At 34.6% G+C, this 18,454-nt stretch carries 25 protein-coding genes; 4 read left to right on the forward strand and 21 right to left on the reverse strand.

What is annotated here, in order from left to right:
• Positions 1-3: 3 nt before the first annotated feature.
• The 21 genes from rplR to rpsL form a co-directional block, all read right to left on the reverse strand.
• The gene (gene rplR, locus VP395_RS03550; RefSeq protein WP_346240331.1) at positions 4-360 is read right to left on the reverse strand and encodes a 50S ribosomal protein L18; all 357 of its coding nucleotides are present in this window, start codon (positions 358-360) and stop codon (positions 4-6) included.
• Between the two features lie 10 nt (positions 361-370).
• Positions 371-913, reverse strand: a complete 543-nt coding sequence (gene rplF / locus VP395_RS03555) for a 50S ribosomal protein L6 (protein ID WP_346240332.1) — start codon at positions 911-913, stop codon at positions 371-373.
• An 11-nt stretch (positions 914-924) separates the two neighbouring features.
• Positions 925-1,323: a 30S ribosomal protein S8 gene (gene rpsH, locus VP395_RS03560; protein WP_117172443.1), complete on the reverse strand. Its 399-nt coding sequence runs from the start codon at positions 1,321-1,323 to the stop codon at positions 925-927.
• 67 nt (positions 1,324-1,390) lie between these two features.
• Complete coding sequence (rpsN, locus tag VP395_RS03565; RefSeq protein ID WP_346240333.1) at positions 1,391-1,660, reverse strand: 30S ribosomal protein S14; 270 nt, start codon at positions 1,658-1,660, stop codon at positions 1,391-1,393.
• A 3-nt stretch (positions 1,661-1,663) separates the two neighbouring features.
• Complete coding sequence (gene rplE, locus VP395_RS03570; protein ID WP_346240334.1) at positions 1,664-2,215, reverse strand: 50S ribosomal protein L5; 552 nt, start codon at positions 2,213-2,215, stop codon at positions 1,664-1,666.
• Between the two features lie 2 nt (positions 2,216-2,217).
• Complete coding sequence (rplX, locus tag VP395_RS03575; RefSeq protein WP_346240335.1) at positions 2,218-2,529, reverse strand: 50S ribosomal protein L24; 312 nt, start codon at positions 2,527-2,529, stop codon at positions 2,218-2,220.
• Positions 2,530-2,543: 14 nt separating this feature from the next.
• Complete coding sequence (gene rplN, locus VP395_RS03580; protein ID WP_346240336.1) at positions 2,544-2,912, reverse strand: 50S ribosomal protein L14; 369 nt, start codon at positions 2,910-2,912, stop codon at positions 2,544-2,546.
• Positions 2,913-2,914: 2 nt separating this feature from the next.
• The gene (rpsQ, locus tag VP395_RS03585; RefSeq protein ID WP_117172447.1) at positions 2,915-3,172 is read right to left on the reverse strand and encodes a 30S ribosomal protein S17; all 258 of its coding nucleotides are present in this window, start codon (positions 3,170-3,172) and stop codon (positions 2,915-2,917) included.
• Between the two features lie 12 nt (positions 3,173-3,184).
• Positions 3,185-3,376 (reverse strand): 50S ribosomal protein L29, encoded by a 192-nt coding sequence (gene rpmC / locus VP395_RS03590; protein WP_346240337.1) that lies wholly within the window; start codon positions 3,374-3,376, stop codon positions 3,185-3,187.
• A gap of 13 nt (positions 3,377-3,389) precedes the next feature.
• A complete protein-coding gene (rplP, locus tag VP395_RS03595; RefSeq protein WP_346240338.1) occupies positions 3,390-3,809 on the reverse strand; it encodes a 50S ribosomal protein L16 in 420 nt (139 codons plus the stop codon).
• A gap of 21 nt (positions 3,810-3,830) precedes the next feature.
• Positions 3,831-4,559: a 30S ribosomal protein S3 gene (gene rpsC, locus VP395_RS03600; RefSeq protein WP_346240339.1), complete on the reverse strand. Its 729-nt coding sequence runs from the start codon at positions 4,557-4,559 to the stop codon at positions 3,831-3,833.
• Between the two features lie 8 nt (positions 4,560-4,567).
• The gene (gene rplV, locus VP395_RS03605; RefSeq protein WP_304386793.1) at positions 4,568-4,975 is read right to left on the reverse strand and encodes a 50S ribosomal protein L22; all 408 of its coding nucleotides are present in this window, start codon (positions 4,973-4,975) and stop codon (positions 4,568-4,570) included.
• A gap of 6 nt (positions 4,976-4,981) precedes the next feature.
• The gene (gene rpsS, locus VP395_RS03610; protein WP_117172452.1) at positions 4,982-5,260 is read right to left on the reverse strand and encodes a 30S ribosomal protein S19; all 279 of its coding nucleotides are present in this window, start codon (positions 5,258-5,260) and stop codon (positions 4,982-4,984) included.
• A 3-nt stretch (positions 5,261-5,263) separates the two neighbouring features.
• Positions 5,264-6,091 carry a 50S ribosomal protein L2 gene (rplB, locus tag VP395_RS03615; protein ID WP_346240340.1) on the reverse strand — a complete coding sequence of 276 codons (828 nt, stop codon included), beginning with the start codon at positions 6,089-6,091 and terminating at the stop codon, positions 5,264-5,266.
• 10 nt (positions 6,092-6,101) lie between these two features.
• A complete protein-coding gene (rplW, locus tag VP395_RS03620) occupies positions 6,102-6,392 on the reverse strand; it encodes a 50S ribosomal protein L23 (RefSeq protein WP_346240341.1) in 291 nt (96 codons plus the stop codon).
• 5 nt (positions 6,393-6,397) lie between these two features.
• Positions 6,398-7,027: a 50S ribosomal protein L4 gene (gene rplD, locus VP395_RS03625; RefSeq protein ID WP_346240342.1), complete on the reverse strand. Its 630-nt coding sequence runs from the start codon at positions 7,025-7,027 to the stop codon at positions 6,398-6,400.
• A complete protein-coding gene (gene rplC, locus VP395_RS03630; protein WP_346240344.1) occupies positions 7,027-7,644 on the reverse strand; it encodes a 50S ribosomal protein L3 in 618 nt (205 codons plus the stop codon). Before rplC ends, rplD begins: the two co-directional genes overlap by 1 nt.
• 122 nt (positions 7,645-7,766) lie before the next feature.
• Complete coding sequence (gene rpsJ, locus VP395_RS03635) at positions 7,767-8,072, reverse strand: 30S ribosomal protein S10 (protein ID WP_111309258.1); 306 nt, start codon at positions 8,070-8,072, stop codon at positions 7,767-7,769.
• Positions 8,073-8,083: 11 nt separating this feature from the next.
• Positions 8,084-10,210: an elongation factor G gene (gene fusA / locus VP395_RS03640; RefSeq protein ID WP_346240345.1), complete on the reverse strand. Its 2,127-nt coding sequence runs from the start codon at positions 10,208-10,210 to the stop codon at positions 8,084-8,086.
• A 6-nt stretch (positions 10,211-10,216) separates the two neighbouring features.
• Complete coding sequence (gene rpsG, locus VP395_RS03645) at positions 10,217-10,693, reverse strand: 30S ribosomal protein S7 (protein ID WP_308992965.1); 477 nt, start codon at positions 10,691-10,693, stop codon at positions 10,217-10,219.
• 22 nt (positions 10,694-10,715) lie between these two features.
• On the reverse strand, positions 10,716-11,129 hold the full coding sequence (rpsL, locus tag VP395_RS03650) for a 30S ribosomal protein S12 (RefSeq protein WP_346240346.1): 414 nt from the start codon (positions 11,127-11,129) through the stop codon (positions 10,716-10,718).
• Between the two features lie 178 nt (positions 11,130-11,307).
• On the opposite strand from rpsL, the gene VP395_RS03655 reads away from it, so the two are divergent.
• The 4 genes from VP395_RS03655 to VP395_RS03670 all read left to right on the forward strand — a co-directional run bounded on the left by VP395_RS03655 (position 11,308) and on the right by VP395_RS03670 (position 18,451).
• Positions 11,308-13,002, forward strand: coding sequence for a POTRA domain-containing protein (locus VP395_RS03655; protein ID WP_346240347.1), 1,695 nt, complete (start codon positions 11,308-11,310; stop codon positions 13,000-13,002).
• A 117-nt stretch (positions 13,003-13,119) separates the two neighbouring features.
• Entirely contained in the window at positions 13,120-16,323 is a 3,204-nt protein-coding gene (locus VP395_RS03660; protein ID WP_346240348.1) for a SusC/RagA family TonB-linked outer membrane protein, read from the forward strand.
• 13 nt (positions 16,324-16,336) lie between these two features.
• Positions 16,337-17,797: a SusD/RagB family nutrient-binding outer membrane lipoprotein gene (locus VP395_RS03665; RefSeq protein ID WP_346240349.1), complete on the forward strand. Its 1,461-nt coding sequence runs from the start codon at positions 16,337-16,339 to the stop codon at positions 17,795-17,797.
• An 18-nt stretch (positions 17,798-17,815) separates the two neighbouring features.
• On the forward strand, positions 17,816-18,451 hold the full coding sequence (locus tag VP395_RS03670) for an immunoglobulin-like domain-containing protein (RefSeq protein ID WP_346240350.1): 636 nt from the start codon (positions 17,816-17,818) through the stop codon (positions 18,449-18,451).
• The last annotated feature ends 3 nt before the right edge of the window (positions 18,452-18,454 follow it).

Genomic DNA, 18,454 nt, shown 5'->3' on the forward strand with positions numbered 1-18,454 from the left:
TTCTTAGAATTTAAGTCCTGCTTCTCTAGCTCCTTCAGCTAATGATTTCACTCTACCATGATATAAATAACCACCTCTATCAAAAGCGATAGTTTCTACACCTGCTTTTAAAGCTCTTTCAGCAAGTGCCTTACCTACTAATTTAGCTACTTCAATTTTAGTTGCTTTTGCAGAACTAATATCTTTATCTCTTGAAGATGCTGCACTGATGGTTACACCAGATACGTCATCTACAACTTGAGCGTAAATTTCTTTATTACTTCTAAAAACAGTTAATCTAGGTCTAGCTTCTGTACCAGAAACTATCTTGCGTATTCTGCTTTTAATTCTTATCCTTCTTTCGTATTTTGTCAATGCCATAACTTACTTATTAAGCTGATTTACCTGCTTTTCTTCTTAATACCTCACCAACAAACTTAACACCTTTACCTTTATAAGGCTCTGGTGGTCTAAAACCACGAATCTTTGCAGCTACTTGACCTACAAGTTGTTTATCATGCGAAGTTAGTTTTATAATAGGGTTTTTACCTTTTTCACTTATTGTTTCCAATTTAATTTCTGGAGCTAAATTCATAACAATTGCATGAGAAAAACCTAATGCCAATTCCAATTTTTGACCTTGGTTACTAGCTCTATACCCTACACCAACCAATTCTAATTGTTTAGTCCATCCGTTTGAAACTCCTTCAATCATGTTTAGCATTAACGATCTATATAAACCATGTTTTGCTTTTTGATCTTTAGAATCCGAAGAACGTGTTACTAAAACATTTCCATCTTCAACTTTAATATTTACAGAATCGTAATTTTGAGTTAATTCTCCTAATTTTCCTTTTACTGTAACTATTCCGTCGTTTATATCAACTGTAACTCCTTGTGGAATTACTACTGGGTTATTACCTATTCTTGACATATCTTATCTTTTTAGTAAACGTAACACAATACTTCACCACCTACATTATCTCTTTTAGCTTGTTTGCCTGTCATTACTCCGTGAGAAGTAGAAACAATGGCAATACCTAAACCATTAAGAATTCTAGGAAGTTCTTTTGAACTTGCGTATTTACGTAAACCTGGTTTACTTATTCTTTGAATCTGTTTTATTACAGGCTCTTTAGTTTCCTTATTGTACTTAAGTGCTATTTTAATAGTACCCTGTACTGAAGAATCATCAAACTTGTAACTTAAAATATATCCTTGTTCGAATAATATTTTAGTGATGTCTTTTTTAAGATTAGATGCTGGGATCTCCACCACTCTGTGGTTAGCACGCACTGCATTTCTAATTCTTGTCAAATAATCCGCTATTGGATCTGTGTACATAATGAATTGATTTGTGATCTTGGTTTTCGGAATATTCCGAACCTTAAATCTGATTATTTAAATAATATTACCAACTTGCTTTTCTAACACCAGGAATAAGACCATTGTTGGCCATTTCTCTAAAAGTTACACGAGAAATACCAAATGTTCTCATATAGCCTCTAGGTCTTCCTGTTAATTTACATCTATTATGTTGACGAACAGGAGAAGCGTTTTTTGGTAACTTTTGTAATGCATCATAATCTCCAGCTTCTTTTAAAGCTTTACGTTTTTCAGCATATTTAGCTACTGTTTTAGCTCTTTTTACCTCGCGGGCTTTCATTGATTCTTTAGCCATAACTTAGTTCTTTTGAAAAGGTAATCCTAATTCGGTTAATAATGATTTTGCTTCTTTATCAGTTTCAGCAGACGTTACAAATGTAATATCCATTCCTGAGATTTTATTAACTTTATCAATATTAATCTCTGGGAATATAATTTGCTCGGTAACTCCCAAATTGTAGTTACCACGTCCGTCAAACCCTGTAGCTTTAATTCCGTTAAAATCTCTTACACGTGGAAGTGCAGAAGTAACCAAACGGTCTAAAAACTCATACATTTTCTCGCCACGTAAAGTAACTTTACACCCAATTGGCATACCTTTACGTAATTTGAAAGATGCAACGTCTTTCTTAGATATTGTAGCTATAGCTTTTTGTCCAGATATAGTAGTTAATTCTTCTACAGCGTAGTCAATTAACTTTTTGTCTGCAACTGCTGCTCCAACACCTTTAGATATTACTATCTTTTTCAGTTTAGGAACTTGCATCACATTTTTATATCCAAATTCTTCTGTAAGAGTTGCAATTACTCTGCTTTTATACTCTTCTTTAAGTCTCGGTGAATATCCCATAACTATATTACTTCATTAGATTTTGTTGAAAATCTTACTTTCTTACCGCCTTCAACTTTATAACCAATTCTAGTTGTCTCTCCTTTTGAAGTTAACAATGAAAGGTTAGAAATATGAATAGCTGCTTCTTTTTCTACGATTCCTCCTTGAGGGTTTTTAGCACTTGGTTTAGTATGTTTCTTAACCATGTTAATGCCCTCAACAATCGCTTTGTTCTTGTCTATTAATACTTTTTGTACTTTACCTTCAGCACCTTTGTGGTCTCCAGCAATTACTTTTACAGTATCTCCAGTTTTTATTTTAAGCTTTGTCATCTTAAATTAATGTATTAAAGCACTTCAGGTGCTAATGATACAATTTTCATGAATTGTTTATCACGAAGTTCTCTAGCAACCGGACCAAATACACGTGTTCCTCTCATCTCTCCTTGAGCATTTAAAAGCACACATGCGTTATCGTCAAATCTTATATAAGATCCGTCTGGTCTTCTTACTTCTTTTTTAGTACGTACAACCACTGCAGTAGAAACAGCACCCTTTTTAATGTTTCCATTAGGTGTTGCGTCTTTTATAGAAACAACAATTTTGTCTCCTACAGATGCGTATCTTCTTTTAGTACCACCTAAAACACGGATAGTTAAAACCTCCTTTGCTCCAGTGTTATCTGCTACTTTTAATCTTGATTCTTGCTGTACCATAATTATTTAGCTCTTTCTATGATTTCAACTAATCTCCAACATTTAGATTTACTTAAAGGTCTTGTTTCCATGATTCTTACAGTATCTCCAATGTTACAATCGTTTGTTTCGTCGTGTGCAACATATTTTTTTGTTTTTAACACGAACTTACCATACATAGGGTGTTTTACTTTTTTAACCTCTGCAACAACTATTGATTTTTGCATTTTGTTACTAGTAACAACTCCTATACGTTCTTTTCTTAAATTTCTTGTTTCCATCTTGTAGCAGAATTATTGTAATTCTCTTTTAGTTAATTCGGTCGCAATTCTAGCTACTGAACGTCTTATGTTACGTAACTGAATTGGATTTTCTAAAGGAGATATTGCATGAGCTAATTTTAGGTCTGAATAACTCTTTTTTGTTTCACTAAGTTTCTCTTGTAACTCAGCTACAGATAATTCTTTAATTTCTGATTGTTTCATAATATCAAATAAATTATGCTTCGTAATCGTTAGCGATTAAAAACTTAGTTTTAACAGGAAGTTTTTGTGCGGCTAAACGTAACGCTTCTTTTGCGATATCTAAAGACACTCCTCCAACTTCAAATAAAATTCTTCCCGGTTTCACAACAGCTACCCAATATTCAACGGCACCTTTACCTTTACCCATACGTACTTCAAGAGGTTTCTTTGTAATAGGCTTATCTGGAAATATTTTAATCCAAAGTTGTCCTTCTCTTTTCATGTAACGTGTAGCGGCAATACGTGCTGCTTCAATTTGACGCGATGTTAAAAAACTTGTATCCATCGATTTTATACCAAACGTACCGTTAGAAAGTTGATGCCCTCTTTGAGAGATCCCTTTCATACGACCAGTTTGCATTTTACGAAATTTTGTTCTTTTAGGCTGTAACATTTTTCTTTACTTTATAAAAAATTACTTTCTACGACGTGGTTTAGAATTATTTCCTCCACGTGGTGCTCCTGCACCTGCCTTTCCTTGCTTTTTGGACAATCCAACTAGCGGAGAAAGTTCTCTTTTACCATATACTTCACCTTTCATAATCCACACTTTCACACCTAATCTACCATAAGTAGTGTGTGCCTCAACAAGTGAGTAATCAATATCGGCTCTAAAGGTTGATAAAGGAATACGTCCTTCTTTGTAGTGTTCAGAACGAGCCATTTCAGCTCCATTTAAACGACCACTAATTTGAACTTTAATTCCTTCAGCGTTCATACGCATTGTAGCAGCAATAGCCATTTTTATAGCACGACGGTATGAAATTCTATTTTCAATTTGACGTGCAATACTAGTTCCTACTAAAAATGCATCAAGTTCAGGTCTTTTAATCTCAAAAATATTAATCTGAACTTCTTTTCCAGTAATTTTCTTAAGTTCTTCTTTTAACTTGTCTACCTCTTGACCGCCTTTACCAATAATGATACCTGGACGGGCCGTTGTGATAGTAACGGTTACAAGTTTTAAAGTTCTCTCAATAATTACTCTACTTACACTAGCTTTAGATAAACGTACATGTACGTATTTTCTAATCTTATCGTCTTCGGCAAGCTTATCTCCATAATCATTACCTCCGTACCAGTTAGATTCCCATCCTCTGATAATACCTAAGCGATTTCCGATTGGATTTGTTTTTTGTCCCATTGTCTATCTTAGCTTTGTGTGTTATTGTTAGCTCCAACTACGATTGTTACGTGGTTTGAACGTTTTCTAATTCTGTGTGCACGACCTTGTGGTGCCGGACGCAATCTTTTCAACATTGCTCCTCCATCTACTCTAATTTCTTTTACAATCAACTCTGCATCTTCAATGCTAGCTTCTTCGTTTTTAGACTGCCAGTTAGCAATTGCAGATAAAAGCAATTTTTCTAACTTTCCAGAAGCTTCTTTTTGGTTGAATTTTAAAATATTAAGAGCTTTCTCTACTTTTTCGCCTCTTACTAAATCGGCTACTAAACGCATTTTTCTCGGTGACGTAGGACAATTATTAAGTTTAGCAAAAGCAACTAGCTTATTTCCTTCCTTAATAGCGTCTGCCATTTGTTTTTTACGACTTCCCATAGCTTACTACTTTTTACCTTTATTTTTAGCACCTGCATGTCCACGGAATGAACGTGTTGGTGAAAATTCTCCTAATTTATGACCTACCATGTTTTCAGTAACATATACTGGTACAAATTGACGGCCATTGTGAACTGCGATAGTTTGTCCAACAAAATCCGGAGTAATCATAGAGGCTCTAGACCACGTTTTGATTACGGTTTTTTTGTTAGCTTCCACATTGTCAGCCACTTTTTTCTCTAATTTATAATGAACGAACGGTCCTTTTTTTAATGATCTTGCCATGTCTTATTTCTTTCTACGTTCTACAATATATTTATTACTTGCATTCTTTTTAGAACGTGTTCTATAACCTTTAGCTGGAATACCGTTTCTAGAACGTGGGTGTCCTCCAGAAGATTTACCTTCACCACCTCCCATAGGGTGATCAACAGGATTCATTACTACTGGTCTAGTACGTGGACGTCTTCCTAACCATCTTGTTCTACCTGCTTTACCAGACACTAATAATTGATGATCTGAATTCGAAACAACTCCAACAGTTGCTAAACAGTTAACAAGAATTAATCTTGTTTCACCAGAAGGCAATTTAATAGTTGCAAATTTACCATCTCTTGCCATTAATTGAGCAAAAGCACCAGCACTACGAGCCATAATAGCTCCTTGACCTGGACGTAACTCTACACAAGAAATAATAGTTCCTAAAGGAATTTGGCTAAGCGGCATGGCATTTCCTATTTCTGGAGCAACACCTTCTTGACCTGACACTACAGTTTGACCAACTTGTAAGCCGTTTTGTGCAATGATGTATCTTTTTTCGCCATCTTGATAGTTCAATAATGCGATAAAAGCGGTTCTGTTTGGATCGTATTCGATAGATTTAACTTCGGCAGGAATTCCTGCTTTGTTACGTTTAAAATCGATAATACGATACTTTCTTTTATGACCTCCACCTATATAGCGCATGGTCATTTTTCCTTGACTGTTTCTACCACCAGACCTTTTGTTCGGAACGAGTAAACTCTTTTCCGGCTTATCAGTAGTAATGGCGTCAAATCCATTTACTACTCTAAATCGCTGTCCTGGTGTGATTGGTTTTAATTTTCTTACTGACATTAGTCTCTAATTACATGTTACTGTATAAATCAATCATTTCACCTTCCGCCAGTTGTACAATTGCTTTTTTAACAGCATTTGTTTTACCATGTTGGATACCAGTTTTTGTATACTTGGTACTCCTGTCTGGACGGACATTTATAGTACGAACTTTTTCAACAGAAACACCATAAGCAGCTTCCACCGCTTTTTTGATTTCTACCTTGTTCGCCTTTGTGTTCACCGCGAAAGTATAGCAGTTTCTTAACTCGCTATTTGCTGTCGCTTTTTCTGTGATTATAGGTTTAATTAAGATACTCATGGTTTCTATTTACTTAAATTTGTTTCAATTCCTTCTAAAGCCCCTTCTAAAAGCACCACTTGACCAGCATTTAAAATCTTGTAAGTGTTTAATTCTGAAGAAGTTATAACTTCAGAGCCTTTTAAATTGCGCGATGACAAATATACATTATTATTTGACCCACCCAACACAAACAGAGATTTTTTGTTTTCTAAGTTTAAAGCTTTTAAAATAGCCGTGAAATTTTTAGTTTTTGCTGTATCGAAATTAAAGTCTTCTAAAACAACAATTGACTGCTCACCTGCTTTTATACTTAAGGCTGATTTACGCGCTAAACGCTTTAAATTTTTATTAAGTTTGAAGCTATAGCTTCTTGGTCTTGGACCGAACATACGACCACCACCTTTGAAAACTCCAGACTTAATACTACCTGCTCTTGCAGTACCAGTTCCTTTTTGCTTTTTAATCTTGCGAGTACTTCCAGAAATCTCAGCACGCTCTTTCGCTTTATGAGTTCCTTGTCTTTGGTTTGCTAAATATTGTTTAACATCCAAATATACCGCATGATTATTAGGCTCAATAGCAAACACATCGCTAGAAAGGTCTGCCTTTCTACCTGTATCTTTTCCGTTTATATCTAAAACTGCTACTTTCATTATTTCTGAATAATTACATAAGAGTTTTTATGTCCAGGTACACAACCTTTAACAACTAGTAGATTTTTATCTGCTACTATTTTTAAAACTCTTAAATTTTCAACATTCACTCTATCGCCACCCATTCTTCCGGCCATCTTCATTCCTTTAAACACTCTTGCAGGATATGAAGCTGCTCCAATAGAACCTGGTGCTCTTAAACGGTTGTGTTGACCGTGTGTTGCTTGACCTACACCACCAAAACCGTGACGTTTTACAACACCTTGGAAACCTTTTCCTTTGGATATTCCAGCAATATCAACGAATTCACCTTCTATAAAGTGCTCAACAGTGATTGCATCACCTAATTTGTACTCCTTATCAAAACCTTTGAATTCAACGATTTTGCGTTTTACAGAAGTCCCTGCTTTTTTAGCGTGACCTAAGTCAGCTTTAGTAGCACTTTTTTCTGTCGCGTCATCGAAACCTAATTGAACAGCTTTGTAGCCATCAACTTCTTCAGTTCTGACTTGGGTAACGATACATGGTCCAGCTTCGATTACTGTACATGGAATGTTTTTTCCATTTTCATCGAAAATGCTGGTCATACCGATTTTTTTTCCAATTAACCCAGACATATTTATTATTTATTAATTATTACTATTTGTTATTAAAAATTCAAGGCTGAAAATACATTCAGCCTTGAATTGTATTTTACCGTTTTTCCTTAACCATCGTTAAGGACATGTTTTGTTTTTACTTACACTTTAATCTCTACTTCAACACCACTTGGTAACTCAAGTTTCATTAAAGCATCAATTGTTTTTGAAGACGAAGAGTAAATATCCAATAATCTCTTATAAGAGCTTAATTGAAATTGTTCTCTAGCCTTTTTATTTACGTGTGGAGAACGTAATACAGTGAAAATTTTCTTGTTTGTTGGTAATGGAATTGGTCCTGTTACCACCGCACCTGTACTTTTTACTGTTTTAACAATCTTATCAGCAGACTTGTCTACCAAATTGTGATCGTAAGACTTTAATTTTATTCTGATTTTTTGACTCATTTTCTTAAATTTTAAGCTTCAACGCCTTTTGCTGCTTTAATAACTGCTTCAGATATATTTGAAGGTGTTTCAGCATAATGTGAAAATTCCATAGTTGATGTTGCACGACCAGATGATAATGTTCTTAATGTAGTTACATAACCAAACATTTCAGATAATGGCACCGTTGCTTTTACAGTTTTTGCTCCTGCACGATCACCCATGTCATTTACTTGTCCACGACGTCTATTTAAATCACCTACGATATCACCCATATTCTCTTCAGGAGTAATTACCTCTAGCTTCATTATAGGCTCCATAATTACAGCCTTAGCAGCTTTAGCAGATGCTTTAAACCCTAATTTTGCAGCTAATTCGAATGATAATGCATCAGAATCCACATCATGGTAAGATCCATCTGTCAATGTAACTTTCATAGCATCAACTTCGTATCCTGCTAATGGCCCATTAACCATAGCTTGCTTAAATCCTTTTTCAATAGAAGGGATAAATTCTTTAGGAACATTACCACCTTTAATTGCAGAAATAAACTCTAATCCAGTTTTACCTTCTTCAGCAGGCTCAAGAGTAAATACAATATCAGCAAATTTACCACGACCACCAGATTGTTTTTTGTAAACTTCTCTATGTTCAGCTTTACGAGTAATAGCTTCTTTATATTCCACTTGAGGCGCACCTTGATTTACTTCAACTTTAAACTCACGACGTAAACGGTCTACAATAATATCTAAGTGAAGCTCACCCATTCCAGAAATAATAGTCTGTCCTGAAGCTTCATCTGTTCTAACTGTAAATGTTGGATCTTCTTCAGCTAATTTAGCTAAAGACATACCTAATTTATCAACATCTGCTTTCGTTTTAGGCTCAACCGCGATACCAATTACGGGATCTGGGAAGTTCATACTTTCTAAAACTATTGGATGTTTTTCAGCAGATAATGTATCTCCTGTTTTAATATCTTTGAATCCTACCGCTGCACCAATATCTCCTGCCTCAATAAAATCGATAGCATTTTGCTTATTCGCATGCATTTGATAGATTCTAGAAATACGCTCTTTGTTTCCTGAACGGTTGTTCAAAACATAAGAACCTGCATCTAAACGACCAGAATAGGCACGGAAGAATGCTAAACGACCAACATAAGGATCGGTAGCAATTTTAAATGCTAAAGCAGCAAACGGCTCCTTTACATCTGGCTTACGTTTTTCTTCTTTATCAGTGTCTGGATTAAATCCAATAACACTTTCTCTATCCATTGGAGAAGGCAAATAACGACATACAGCATCTAATAAAAACTGAACCCCTTTATTTTTAAATGAAGAACCACAAATCATTGGAATGATAGCCATATCCATTACAGCAGCTCTAAGTGCAGCGTGCACTTCTTCTTCTGTAATAGAATCTTCATCTTCCATGAATTTTTCTAATAAGTTCTCATCGTAAGTTGCTACTTCCTCAATAAGCTTCGCACGAAGCATTTTTGCTTCAGCCTTTAATTCTTCTGGAATTTCAATCACATCAAAAGTTGCCCCTTGAGTTTCATCATGCCAAACAATTGCTCTATTTTTTACTAAGTCAACAATACCTTTAAAATCTATTTCGTCTCCAATGTTTAAAACAATTGGCACCGCATTAGATCTTAACATATCTTTTACTTGTTGACATACTTCCATAAAGTTAGCACCTTGACGGTCCATTTTATTTACGAAACCAATACGTGGCACTTTATAGTTATCTGCAAGTCTCCAGTTAGTTTCAGATTGTGGCTCAACACCATCAACTGCACTAAACAAAAACACTAAACCATCTAACACACGTAATGAACGATTTACTTCAACAGTAAAATCAACGTGACCAGGAGTATCAATGATATTGAAATGATAACTCATTGAATCATCCGTTGGTTCTCCGTTTTCTCTTGGGAACACCCATTCACATGTTGTTGCAGCAGATGTGATAGTAATACCACGCTCTTGCTCCTGCTCCATCCAATCCATAGTTGCAGCACCATCGTGCACTTCACCTATTTTATGAGAAACTCCTGTATAATAAAGTATACGCTCTGTTGTTGTTGTTTTACCAGCATCAATATGAGCCGCAATACCTATATTTCTTGTATATTTTAAATCTCTTGCCATGTCGTATTAAAATCTAAAGTGAGAGAATGCCTTATTAGCTTCTGCCATTTTGTGAGTATCTACTCTTTTCTTAACCGCCGCTCCTTCTTCTTTAGCCGCTGCTAAAATTTCTGAAGCTAAACGTTGTGCCATAGATTTTTCGTTTCTTTTGCGAGAATAGCTAATAAGCCATTTCATTGCTGTTGAAACTTTACGGTCTGGACGGATTTGCATTGGAATTTGAAATGTTGCACCACCAACACGACGACTACGTACTTCTACGTGAGGCATAACGTTCGATAAAGCATCTTTCCAAGTTTCTAAAGCTGTTTTTTCTTCTGTTGTTTTTTTCGACTCTACAATGTCAATGGCATCGTAAAATACTTTAAAAGCCACAGACTTCTTTCCATCCCACATCATCATATTAACGAAACGAGTCACTAACTGGTCGTTAAAACGTGGATCTGGTAAAAGCGGTCTCTTTTTTGCTGCTCTTTTTCTCATGTCTTCTTCTTAAAAGTTTTAATTACTTTTTCTTACCTTTTGCTGGTGCAGCTGCTACCTGTCCTGGTTTTGGACGTTTAGCACCATACTTAGATCTACGTTGTGTTCTACCTGCAACACCTGCGGTGTCTAAAGCCCCACGAACGATATGATACCTAACTCCTGGTAAATCTTTTACTCTTCCACCTCTAACCAATACTATCGAGTGCTCTTGTAGATTGTGACCTTCACCTGGGATGTATGCATTTACCTCATTACCATTTGTTAATCTAACACGAGCAACTTTACGCATTGCTGAGTTAGGTTTTTTAGGTGTTGTTGTGTAAACACGCGTACAAACCCCACGACGTTGTGGACACGAATCTAAAGCAACCGATTTACTCTTCTTGATTATTTTGGTTCTTCCTATTCGTACTAATTGTGAAATTGTTGGCATATATATTCTATATAAATTTTAAAATCCTCTTTTAAGAGGGCTGCAAAGGTAGAAATTAAAATCAATAATTCAAATCCTAAATCATTAATTTTCAATAGAATTTCAAATTTATTTTATCCCCTATATTATAAGTCTTCTTTTTCCGTTAGATTTACATTATTAATCAGCTAATTAAACAGTGGGAAAAACATCCTTTTTATACCTTATTATATATAGCACCTTTACGGCAGGATTATTTTGCCAAAACCTGCAGCTTAAAATTAAAGGACATACTGCGGTTGAAACTACAACTATTGATTCTTTGAATTATATTAAAAATCATAACAACTATTTATCCATTAAAAGTGAAGTTGATTCTCTTCAAAAAAACTTATATAAAGTAGGTTATATTGAAAATGAACTGAAATACATTAATAAACTTAATGATTCTGTTTATTCTGCTGAAATCCATCTGAGGAAAAAGTATAGCAGCATATCTATATATTATGACAAATCACTTATTAGCCCAAAACTGCTAAACTCTGTTTCAAAAAAAGTGTTTGACCATTATTTCACCATACCTTTTAGCGAACTTGAAAACACGTTAAATTTTATAAACGCTAAGATATCTGAAAAAGGATATCCATTTTCAAAATTGTATTTGTTAAATATTGAAGTAGATGGTAAATCTAATTTAAAAGCCAATTTGATTGTAGATTCAACAAATCAAAAACGAGTAATAAGCGACATTATAATAAAAGGATATGATAAATTCCCCCGTTCGTATTTAAAACACTACCTAAAAATCAAAACCAATCAAACATTTAATCTAAATGTTATAAAAATCAAAACCGAGCAATTAAATAATTTAAAATTTGCAAGCGAAATAAAATCGCCAGAAGTGTTATTTTCTAATGATTCTACAACTTTATATTTATACCTTCAAAAAACAAAGAGCAATTCGTTTGACGGCTTTTTAGGTTTTGGCACAAATGAAGACACCAATAAATTACAGTTTGATGGCTATTTAAATTTAAACCTTACTAATAATTTAAATTACGGAGAATCGTTTAAGCTACTTTACAAAAGTGATGAAAACGACCAAAAAACATTTGAAACTAATTTATCGCTTCCTTATTTGTTCCAATCGCCCATAGGATTGGATTTTGCATTACGCATTTTTAAAAGAGATTCATCATTTACTACGGTAAATCAGAATGCTAAAATACACTATCAAATAAACGCTAAGCATAAAATTTATTCAGGAATTTCATCTACACAATCCAGCAATTTATTAAATGAAATTACAACATCAACTATATTAGATTATAAAACAACTTACTACACCTTTGCTTACCAATTTTTAAAAAACCAAAGTTTCAATCTGCTTTTCCCAATCAATTCACAGCTATACTTTGAAAGTAATTTTGGAAAAAGAAATCAATCAAACCAACAAGAAAAGCAATCATTATTAAGTCTTGATGCGTTTAAAATTTTTAAACTGGATATTAAAAACAGTATTTATTTAAGAGTAAATGGCGCTGCACTCAATTCTAATACTTATTTTGAGAATGAACTTATACGCTTTGGCGGCATCAATTCCATAAGAGGGTTTGAAGAAAACAGTATTTATGCTACACTATTAGGTGTATTAAACACAGAATACCGTTTTCAACTTAACAATTCTATTTACATTCACAGCATTACAGATTTGGCCTATTTTGAAAATAATATTTCAAGTACAGAAGAAAAACTATTTGGAGTAGGTTTTGGCTTTGGGATTTTAACAAAAACAGGCTTGCTTAAGTTTAATTACGCCAATGGCAAAACTGAGAATACCCCATTTAAACTTTCAAATTCTAAAATACACCTTAGTTTGTTAGCCAATTTCTAGCCTTAAATTGTCGTTTTCTTAATTTTTTACCCTAAATGATAAATTTTAACCATTATTTATTGTTTTATTAAGATTTTATTAAGATTTTTGACATTGACTAATTCAAATAATTATAAAATGAAAACAAAGTTTAGTGGAATTCTAACGCTATTACTAGCGTTTGTCGTGCAACTAACGTTCGCACAAGAAAAGACTATTTCAGGTACGGTATCAGATGCTTCTGGTTTACCGCTTCCCGGAGCTACTGTCTTAGTAAAAGGTACTACAACAGGTACTTCAACAGATTTTGATGGTAAATATTCAATTAAAGCAAATCAAGGAGCTACCCTTGTATTTAGTTTTGTTGGGTATACAACCAAAGAGATTAAAGTAGCAACCTCAAATTCAATTAATGTCACATTAAGTGAAGATGCTCAGTCATTAGAAGAAGTTGTTGTAACGGCCTTTGGTAAAACCAAGCAAAAAAGATCACTTGGTTATGCAGCAACTGCAGTTACTGGTGAACAACTTACTGAAGTTGCTACCCTCAACCCTTTTGAGAGTCTATCAGGTAAAATTGCTGGTTTAGACATTACAGCCCCTAATCAACCTGGAGCTTCAACTAAAATTATTTTAAGAGGCTATAGTGGATTAAACGGTAGTGGTCCATTGTACATTGTTGATGGAACACCCATATCTTCCGCTTCCAATAGCAGTAGCCTTAGTGGATCATCAACCGATGTTAATAGATCTTTTGACGGAGGAACAAACGTTAATGATTTAGATGCCAATAATATTGAAAGTATTAACGTACTTAAAGGTGGTGCTGCAACAGCTTTATATGGTTCTCGTGCGGCTAGTGGAGCCATTATTATAACCACTAAAAAAGGAAAAGCTGGAGAAAAAGTGAAAGTTGAAGTTAATAGTTCACTGGACTTTTTAGAGGTAGCTAGAATTCCTCATTTACAGCAAACATTTGGTCAAGGCTGGAATGGAGTTGACTATTCTGGTTTACCAGGAGGTGGAACAGGTGCAACGAACGAAAATGGTTCTTGGGGACCTAAGTTTAATGGGTTGGATCGTCTTTGGGGACAAATAGTTAATAATTCCCAACAACTTAAACCGTACGTAAATCTGGAAGATAATATTAAAGATTTTTATGATATCGGAAACACTTATACTAACTCTGTTCGTTTAAGTGGTGGTGGTAATAATTCAGATTTCTCTATGGTATTCACAAGAATAGATACTGATGGTATTATTCCAACCAATGCCGATGCTTTAACTAGGAATACTTTAAGTTTGAATACTGGTATCTCAGGAAAAAAGTTTAGATTAAGAGTTAATGGAAATTATGCTCAAACTAGACAAAATGCTGTTAATACCGGGCAAGGAGATAATGCTGGTGAAGGTGAAACCTTTATGCAGGAGTTAATTCAAATACCAAGGGGCATTAGTGTTTTAGATTTGGCTGATTATAAAAACAACCCTTTTAACAATAATGATAATTTTTATTCACCATATTCTCGAAACCCATATTGGGTAATTAACGAAAATGCTACCAATTTAAGTCGTGAGCGTTTTTATGGGAATGTTAACTTTTCATATGATATTTTATCAAATCTTGTTGGAACACTACAGATTGGGGCAGATGTTTTAAATGGCAGTCGCCATAGCCATGGTGCAGTTGTTAGTTACACTCCTGGTTCTCCAAACTCTTTGCTTGGAGCAGCTACTAATGTTGGGGGTGTTACAGAAAGAACGAATCAAAACAGACGCTACGAATCATTCTTAACTTTTGACTATAATACTGCATTTTCCGAAGATTTTGCATTTGATGCACAATTAGGTGGTTCTATGAGTAATTCTATAGCAAGCAGTCTTTTGGTTAGTGTTACTGATTTAGATATTCCTAATTATTATGAAATATCAAATTCTGCAGTATTACCAATTACTTCACAGCAAGATAGTCAAAGTAAACGATATTCAGCTTTTGGAGCTGCTACACTATCATTTAAAGATAGAATATATTTAAATGTTACAGGAAGAAATGAATGGGTATCTACTCTAGCAATAGGGAAAAATTCATTTTTCTACCCCTCTGCAAATTTAAGTGCCATTGCTATTGATAATGGAACTCATTTCTTAAAAGTACGTGGTGGATATGCTTCTCTAGCAAATTCGGCCCCTATCTATAGCACTGAAAGTGAAGCAAGTCAAGGTGTAGCAACAGCATACTTTGGATCAATAAACTTTCCTTTTGCTGGGCTTAACTCTTTTGAAATAGCTAGAGCCTTAGGTAATATAAATATCGAACCAGAATTTACTGATGAATATGAAGTGGGTTTTGAGGGCAATTTCTTTAACAATAGAATTAAAGCTGATGTTGCATTTTATCATAAAACAACAGATGGTTCTATAATCTCTCGTCTATTACCTGAATCTACTGGTTATGGATCAATTGTTGGTAACTACGTAGACCTTAAAAATTCAGGTATCGAAGTAGCACTTGGTCTTGTGCCAATTAGAACAAATGACTTTAGTTGGAATATTGACTGGACCTTTACTAAGAATAAAAATGAGGTAACATCTTTACCTGAAGGTTTGGATCAACTTTTAATTAATAGTGCATACAATGTTAACTTTTACGCTATAGAAGGACAACCTCTCGGTGTTTTTTATGCTCGTACACCTTTAGTGAATGACGCAGGTCAAACAGTTGTAGATGCCAATACGGGTATTCCTTTACAAACAACAGAGGAAGTTGAACTTGGAAATTCACAAAGAGATTTCGTAATGGGACTACAAAACACATTCAAATACAAAAACTTCAGATTATCATGTGCGTTTGATTGGAAAGAAGGTGGCTTAATGTACTCTTATACATCACGATTATTAGGATTTGTGGGAGGTTCAATTGAAACAACTTATAATGACAGAAACCCTTTTATTGTTCCAAATTCCGTGAATGATAATGGAAACGGAACATATTCTGAAAATACTACCCCAATAAGCTATGATGCCGTTACCGGATATTATAGTTCTAGTAATAATCCAAGTATAGAAGCAGGTAGTCACGTGGTAGATAAAACATTTATACGCTTAAGAGATCTATCATTATCTTACAATGTACCACAAAGTATTTCTCAAAAGGCTGGTTTCAATAGTTTTTCAATTAGTCTTTATGGTAGAAATTTAATGTTATGGACTCCTGATGAAAATCCATACATTGATCCTGAGGTTACCTCTTTTGGTGGGAATGATTTAGTTACTGAATTTGGAGAATTTGGAGGAAATCCTGCTCAAAGAACTTACGGTGTAGCCTTAAAAATGTCGTTTTAATTAAAAAAAAATAATGATGAAAAAAATAATATTAATATTAATAGGATTTGGAATGTTACTGTCTTGTGATTCACAATTGGATATTAACAGAGATCCTGATACTTTGACGCCAGACGATTTAGACTTTCCTGTTCAACTGCCTGCAAGTATCACAGGAATTGCAGGAGTTCAAGGGGCTCCGTGGGCATTAATAGGTGGTATATGGTCTCAATTTTGGGCACAAAGTCCTGGTTCTAGTCAATATCGAGTAGTCGACAATTATACATTGGGTACTACCGATGGTATTTCAACAACTGGATGGAGAAATGCATATGATGCATTATTAGATGTGAAAAACATAAAAACAAAGGCTTTAGCAGCTGAAAACTGGAATTATTATTTAATTGCAACGGTACTAGAATCTTATACCTATCAAATGTTAGTTGATTGGTATGGCGATGTACCTTATACAGAAGCTACTGACGCTTCTATTTTTAATCCAGTTTTTGATGATGGTCAAGATGTTTATGATGGATTAATTACTGCATTAGATGACGCTTTAGGTAGAAATCTAGCAGCTTCTATAGGAAAGGCACCTACAAACGATGATTTAATTTTTGGTGGAAATATGACTAATTGGGTAAAGTTCGCAAATACTTTAAAATTAAAAATATATTTGCGTCAAACTGAAGCAAGACCTTCAGTTGCTCAAGCAGGAATAACATCCATGTTAAATGCTAATACACAATTTTTAAATGTAAGCGCAGCTTTAAAAGGTTTTACAGATGCACCAAATATTAGTAATCCCTTATATGAATCAGATAGGCGACAATTAAATACTAAAAACAATTTAAGAGCAAGTGCTACAATGCATAACTTTTTGTCTAGCAATTCAGATCAAAGACTTGTAGCATTTTATGGGGTTGGTAACCCAGTAGTTCAAGGTGATTATAACAATTCTGCTGGACCAGCTACTTTTTCAATTGCTGATATTAGTCCTCTAGCTCCAGTATACTTTATTAGTCTTTCAGAAAGTTATTTTATGCAAGCTGAAGCTATGCTACGTTATAATAGTGGTACTGGTGCAAAAGCCTTATATGATGCTGGTGTTACTGCAGCTTTTGCGCAACAACCAGACTTTTTTGATGATGCATTAGCAACAGAAGAAGCTCAAACTTGGACTAAAGCGGTTTACTTTAACGCAGCTCCATATATTGCTTCAGGGGGTGTTTATGAGTATCCAGCAAGTGGCTTTGATAATCAATTAGAAGCAATCATTGTTCAAAAATGGGTAGCAAGTTACCCTGGTAACGGCACAGATGCCTTTTTTGAATGGCAAAGAACAGGCTATCCAGATTTCTTTACAGTTTCTGTAAATGGCGTTTTAGGTACTGGTTTCCCACAACGTTTACTGTATCCAAACAATGAAACATCTAGAAATCAAAATGCTCCTTCGGTAGTTCCAATAACAACTCCAATCTGGTGGAATCAATAATTTAAAAAAAAGAATATTATGAAAAATATATATAAAGTTTTATTATGCATCACGGTACTTTTTTTAAGTTCATGTGACACAGAAACTACCGGTGATGTATCAAGGGTCACTAATTATGCTGTAATTGAAATAAATGGTGATTCTGAAGTTATAATAAATCAAGGTGCTGCTTGGACAGATCCTAGTGCAACAGTTACACTAGCAGGAGAACCTTATCCGTTTGAAACTAGTAGAGTTGTTGACCCTAATGTACCTGGTGTTTATTATATAACCTACTCTGCAGTGAATGATGAAGGCTATGCTGCTACTGCAACAAGAACAGTAGTGGTTGTTTCTACTGCAACTGAGACTTGCGACTTATCTGGTACTTGGAAACGATCAAACAATAGCCCAGGTACTATGACAAGAACAGGTATGCGCCGTTATACTTATGATAATGCTGGAGGTGTTACTGGTGACAACCAACTCACGGTTGATGTGATTAATGTAAATGATGTATTACTTTATATTCCTTTTAAAGCAAATGCTTCTCCAAGTGGATTATCAGTAGTGAGTTTTCAACCAGGAGAAATTACATCCTGTAATAATTTTAGTTGGAGTTTATCTGCAAGTGGATTTTATGGTAACTTTGTAAGAACTTTTTCAAGAACGTAAATT

This window comes from Mariniflexile soesokkakense (assembly GCF_039650365.1).
GTDB classification, from domain to species: Bacteria; Bacteroidota; Bacteroidia; order Flavobacteriales; family Flavobacteriaceae; genus Mariniflexile; species Mariniflexile soesokkakense.

Excerpts from the sequence above, each read along its gene's own strand:
- rplF (WP_346240332.1), bottom strand. The coding sequence starts at position 913 with ATGTCAAGAATAGGTAATAACCCAGTAGTAATTCCACAAGGAGTTACA.
- rpmC (WP_346240337.1), bottom strand. The coding sequence starts at position 3,376 with ATGAAACAATCAGAAATTAAAGAATTATCTGTAGCTGAGTTACAAGAG.
- rplD (WP_346240342.1), bottom strand. The coding sequence starts at position 7,027 with ATGAAAGTAGCAGTTTTAGATATAAACGGAAAAGATACAGGTAGAAAG.
- fusA (WP_346240345.1), bottom strand. The coding sequence starts at position 10,210 with ATGGCAAGAGATTTAAAATATACAAGAAATATAGGTATTGCGGCTCAT.
- VP395_RS03660 (WP_346240348.1), top strand. The coding sequence starts at position 13,120 with ATGAAAACAAAGTTTAGTGGAATTCTAACGCTATTACTAGCGTTTGTC.
- rplB (WP_346240340.1), bottom strand. The coding sequence starts at position 6,091 with ATGTCAGTAAGAAAATTAAAACCAATCACACCAGGACAGCGATTTAGA.
- rplX (WP_346240335.1), bottom strand. The coding sequence starts at position 2,529 with ATGACAAAGCTTAAAATAAAAACTGGAGATACTGTAAAAGTAATTGCT.
- rplV (WP_304386793.1), bottom strand. The coding sequence starts at position 4,975 with ATGGGAAGTCGTAAAAAACAAATGGCAGACGCTATTAAGGAAGGAAAT.
- rplP (WP_346240338.1), bottom strand. The coding sequence starts at position 3,809 with ATGTTACAGCCTAAAAGAACAAAATTTCGTAAAATGCAAACTGGTCGT.
- rpsL (WP_346240346.1), bottom strand. The coding sequence starts at position 11,129 with ATGCCAACAATTTCACAATTAGTACGAATAGGAAGAACCAAAATAATC.
- rplR (WP_346240331.1), bottom strand. The coding sequence starts at position 360 with ATGGCATTGACAAAATACGAAAGAAGGATAAGAATTAAAAGCAGAATA.
- rpsN (WP_346240333.1), bottom strand. The coding sequence starts at position 1,660 with ATGGCTAAAGAATCAATGAAAGCCCGCGAGGTAAAAAGAGCTAAAACA.
- rpsH (WP_117172443.1), bottom strand. The coding sequence starts at position 1,323 with ATGTACACAGATCCAATAGCGGATTATTTGACAAGAATTAGAAATGCA.
- rplC (WP_346240344.1), bottom strand. The coding sequence starts at position 7,644 with ATGTCTGGGTTAATTGGAAAAAAAATCGGTATGACCAGCATTTTCGAT.
- rpsG (WP_308992965.1), bottom strand. The coding sequence starts at position 10,693 with ATGAGAAAAAGAGCAGCAAAAAAGAGACCGCTTTTACCAGATCCACGT.
- VP395_RS03665 (WP_346240349.1), top strand. The coding sequence starts at position 16,337 with ATGATGAAAAAAATAATATTAATATTAATAGGATTTGGAATGTTACTG.
- VP395_RS03670 (WP_346240350.1), top strand. The coding sequence starts at position 17,816 with ATGAAAAATATATATAAAGTTTTATTATGCATCACGGTACTTTTTTTA.
- rpsQ (WP_117172447.1), bottom strand. The coding sequence starts at position 3,172 with ATGGAAACAAGAAATTTAAGAAAAGAACGTATAGGAGTTGTTACTAGT.
- rplW (WP_346240341.1), bottom strand. The coding sequence starts at position 6,392 with ATGAGTATCTTAATTAAACCTATAATCACAGAAAAAGCGACAGCAAAT.
- rpsJ (WP_111309258.1), bottom strand. The coding sequence starts at position 8,072 with ATGAGTCAAAAAATCAGAATAAAATTAAAGTCTTACGATCACAATTTG.
- rplE (WP_346240334.1), bottom strand. The coding sequence starts at position 2,215 with ATGGGATATTCACCGAGACTTAAAGAAGAGTATAAAAGCAGAGTAATT.
- rpsC (WP_346240339.1), bottom strand. The coding sequence starts at position 4,559 with ATGGGACAAAAAACAAATCCAATCGGAAATCGCTTAGGTATTATCAGA.
- rpsS (WP_117172452.1), bottom strand. The coding sequence starts at position 5,260 with ATGGCAAGATCATTAAAAAAAGGACCGTTCGTTCATTATAAATTAGAG.
- rplN (WP_346240336.1), bottom strand. The coding sequence starts at position 2,912 with ATGGTACAGCAAGAATCAAGATTAAAAGTAGCAGATAACACTGGAGCA.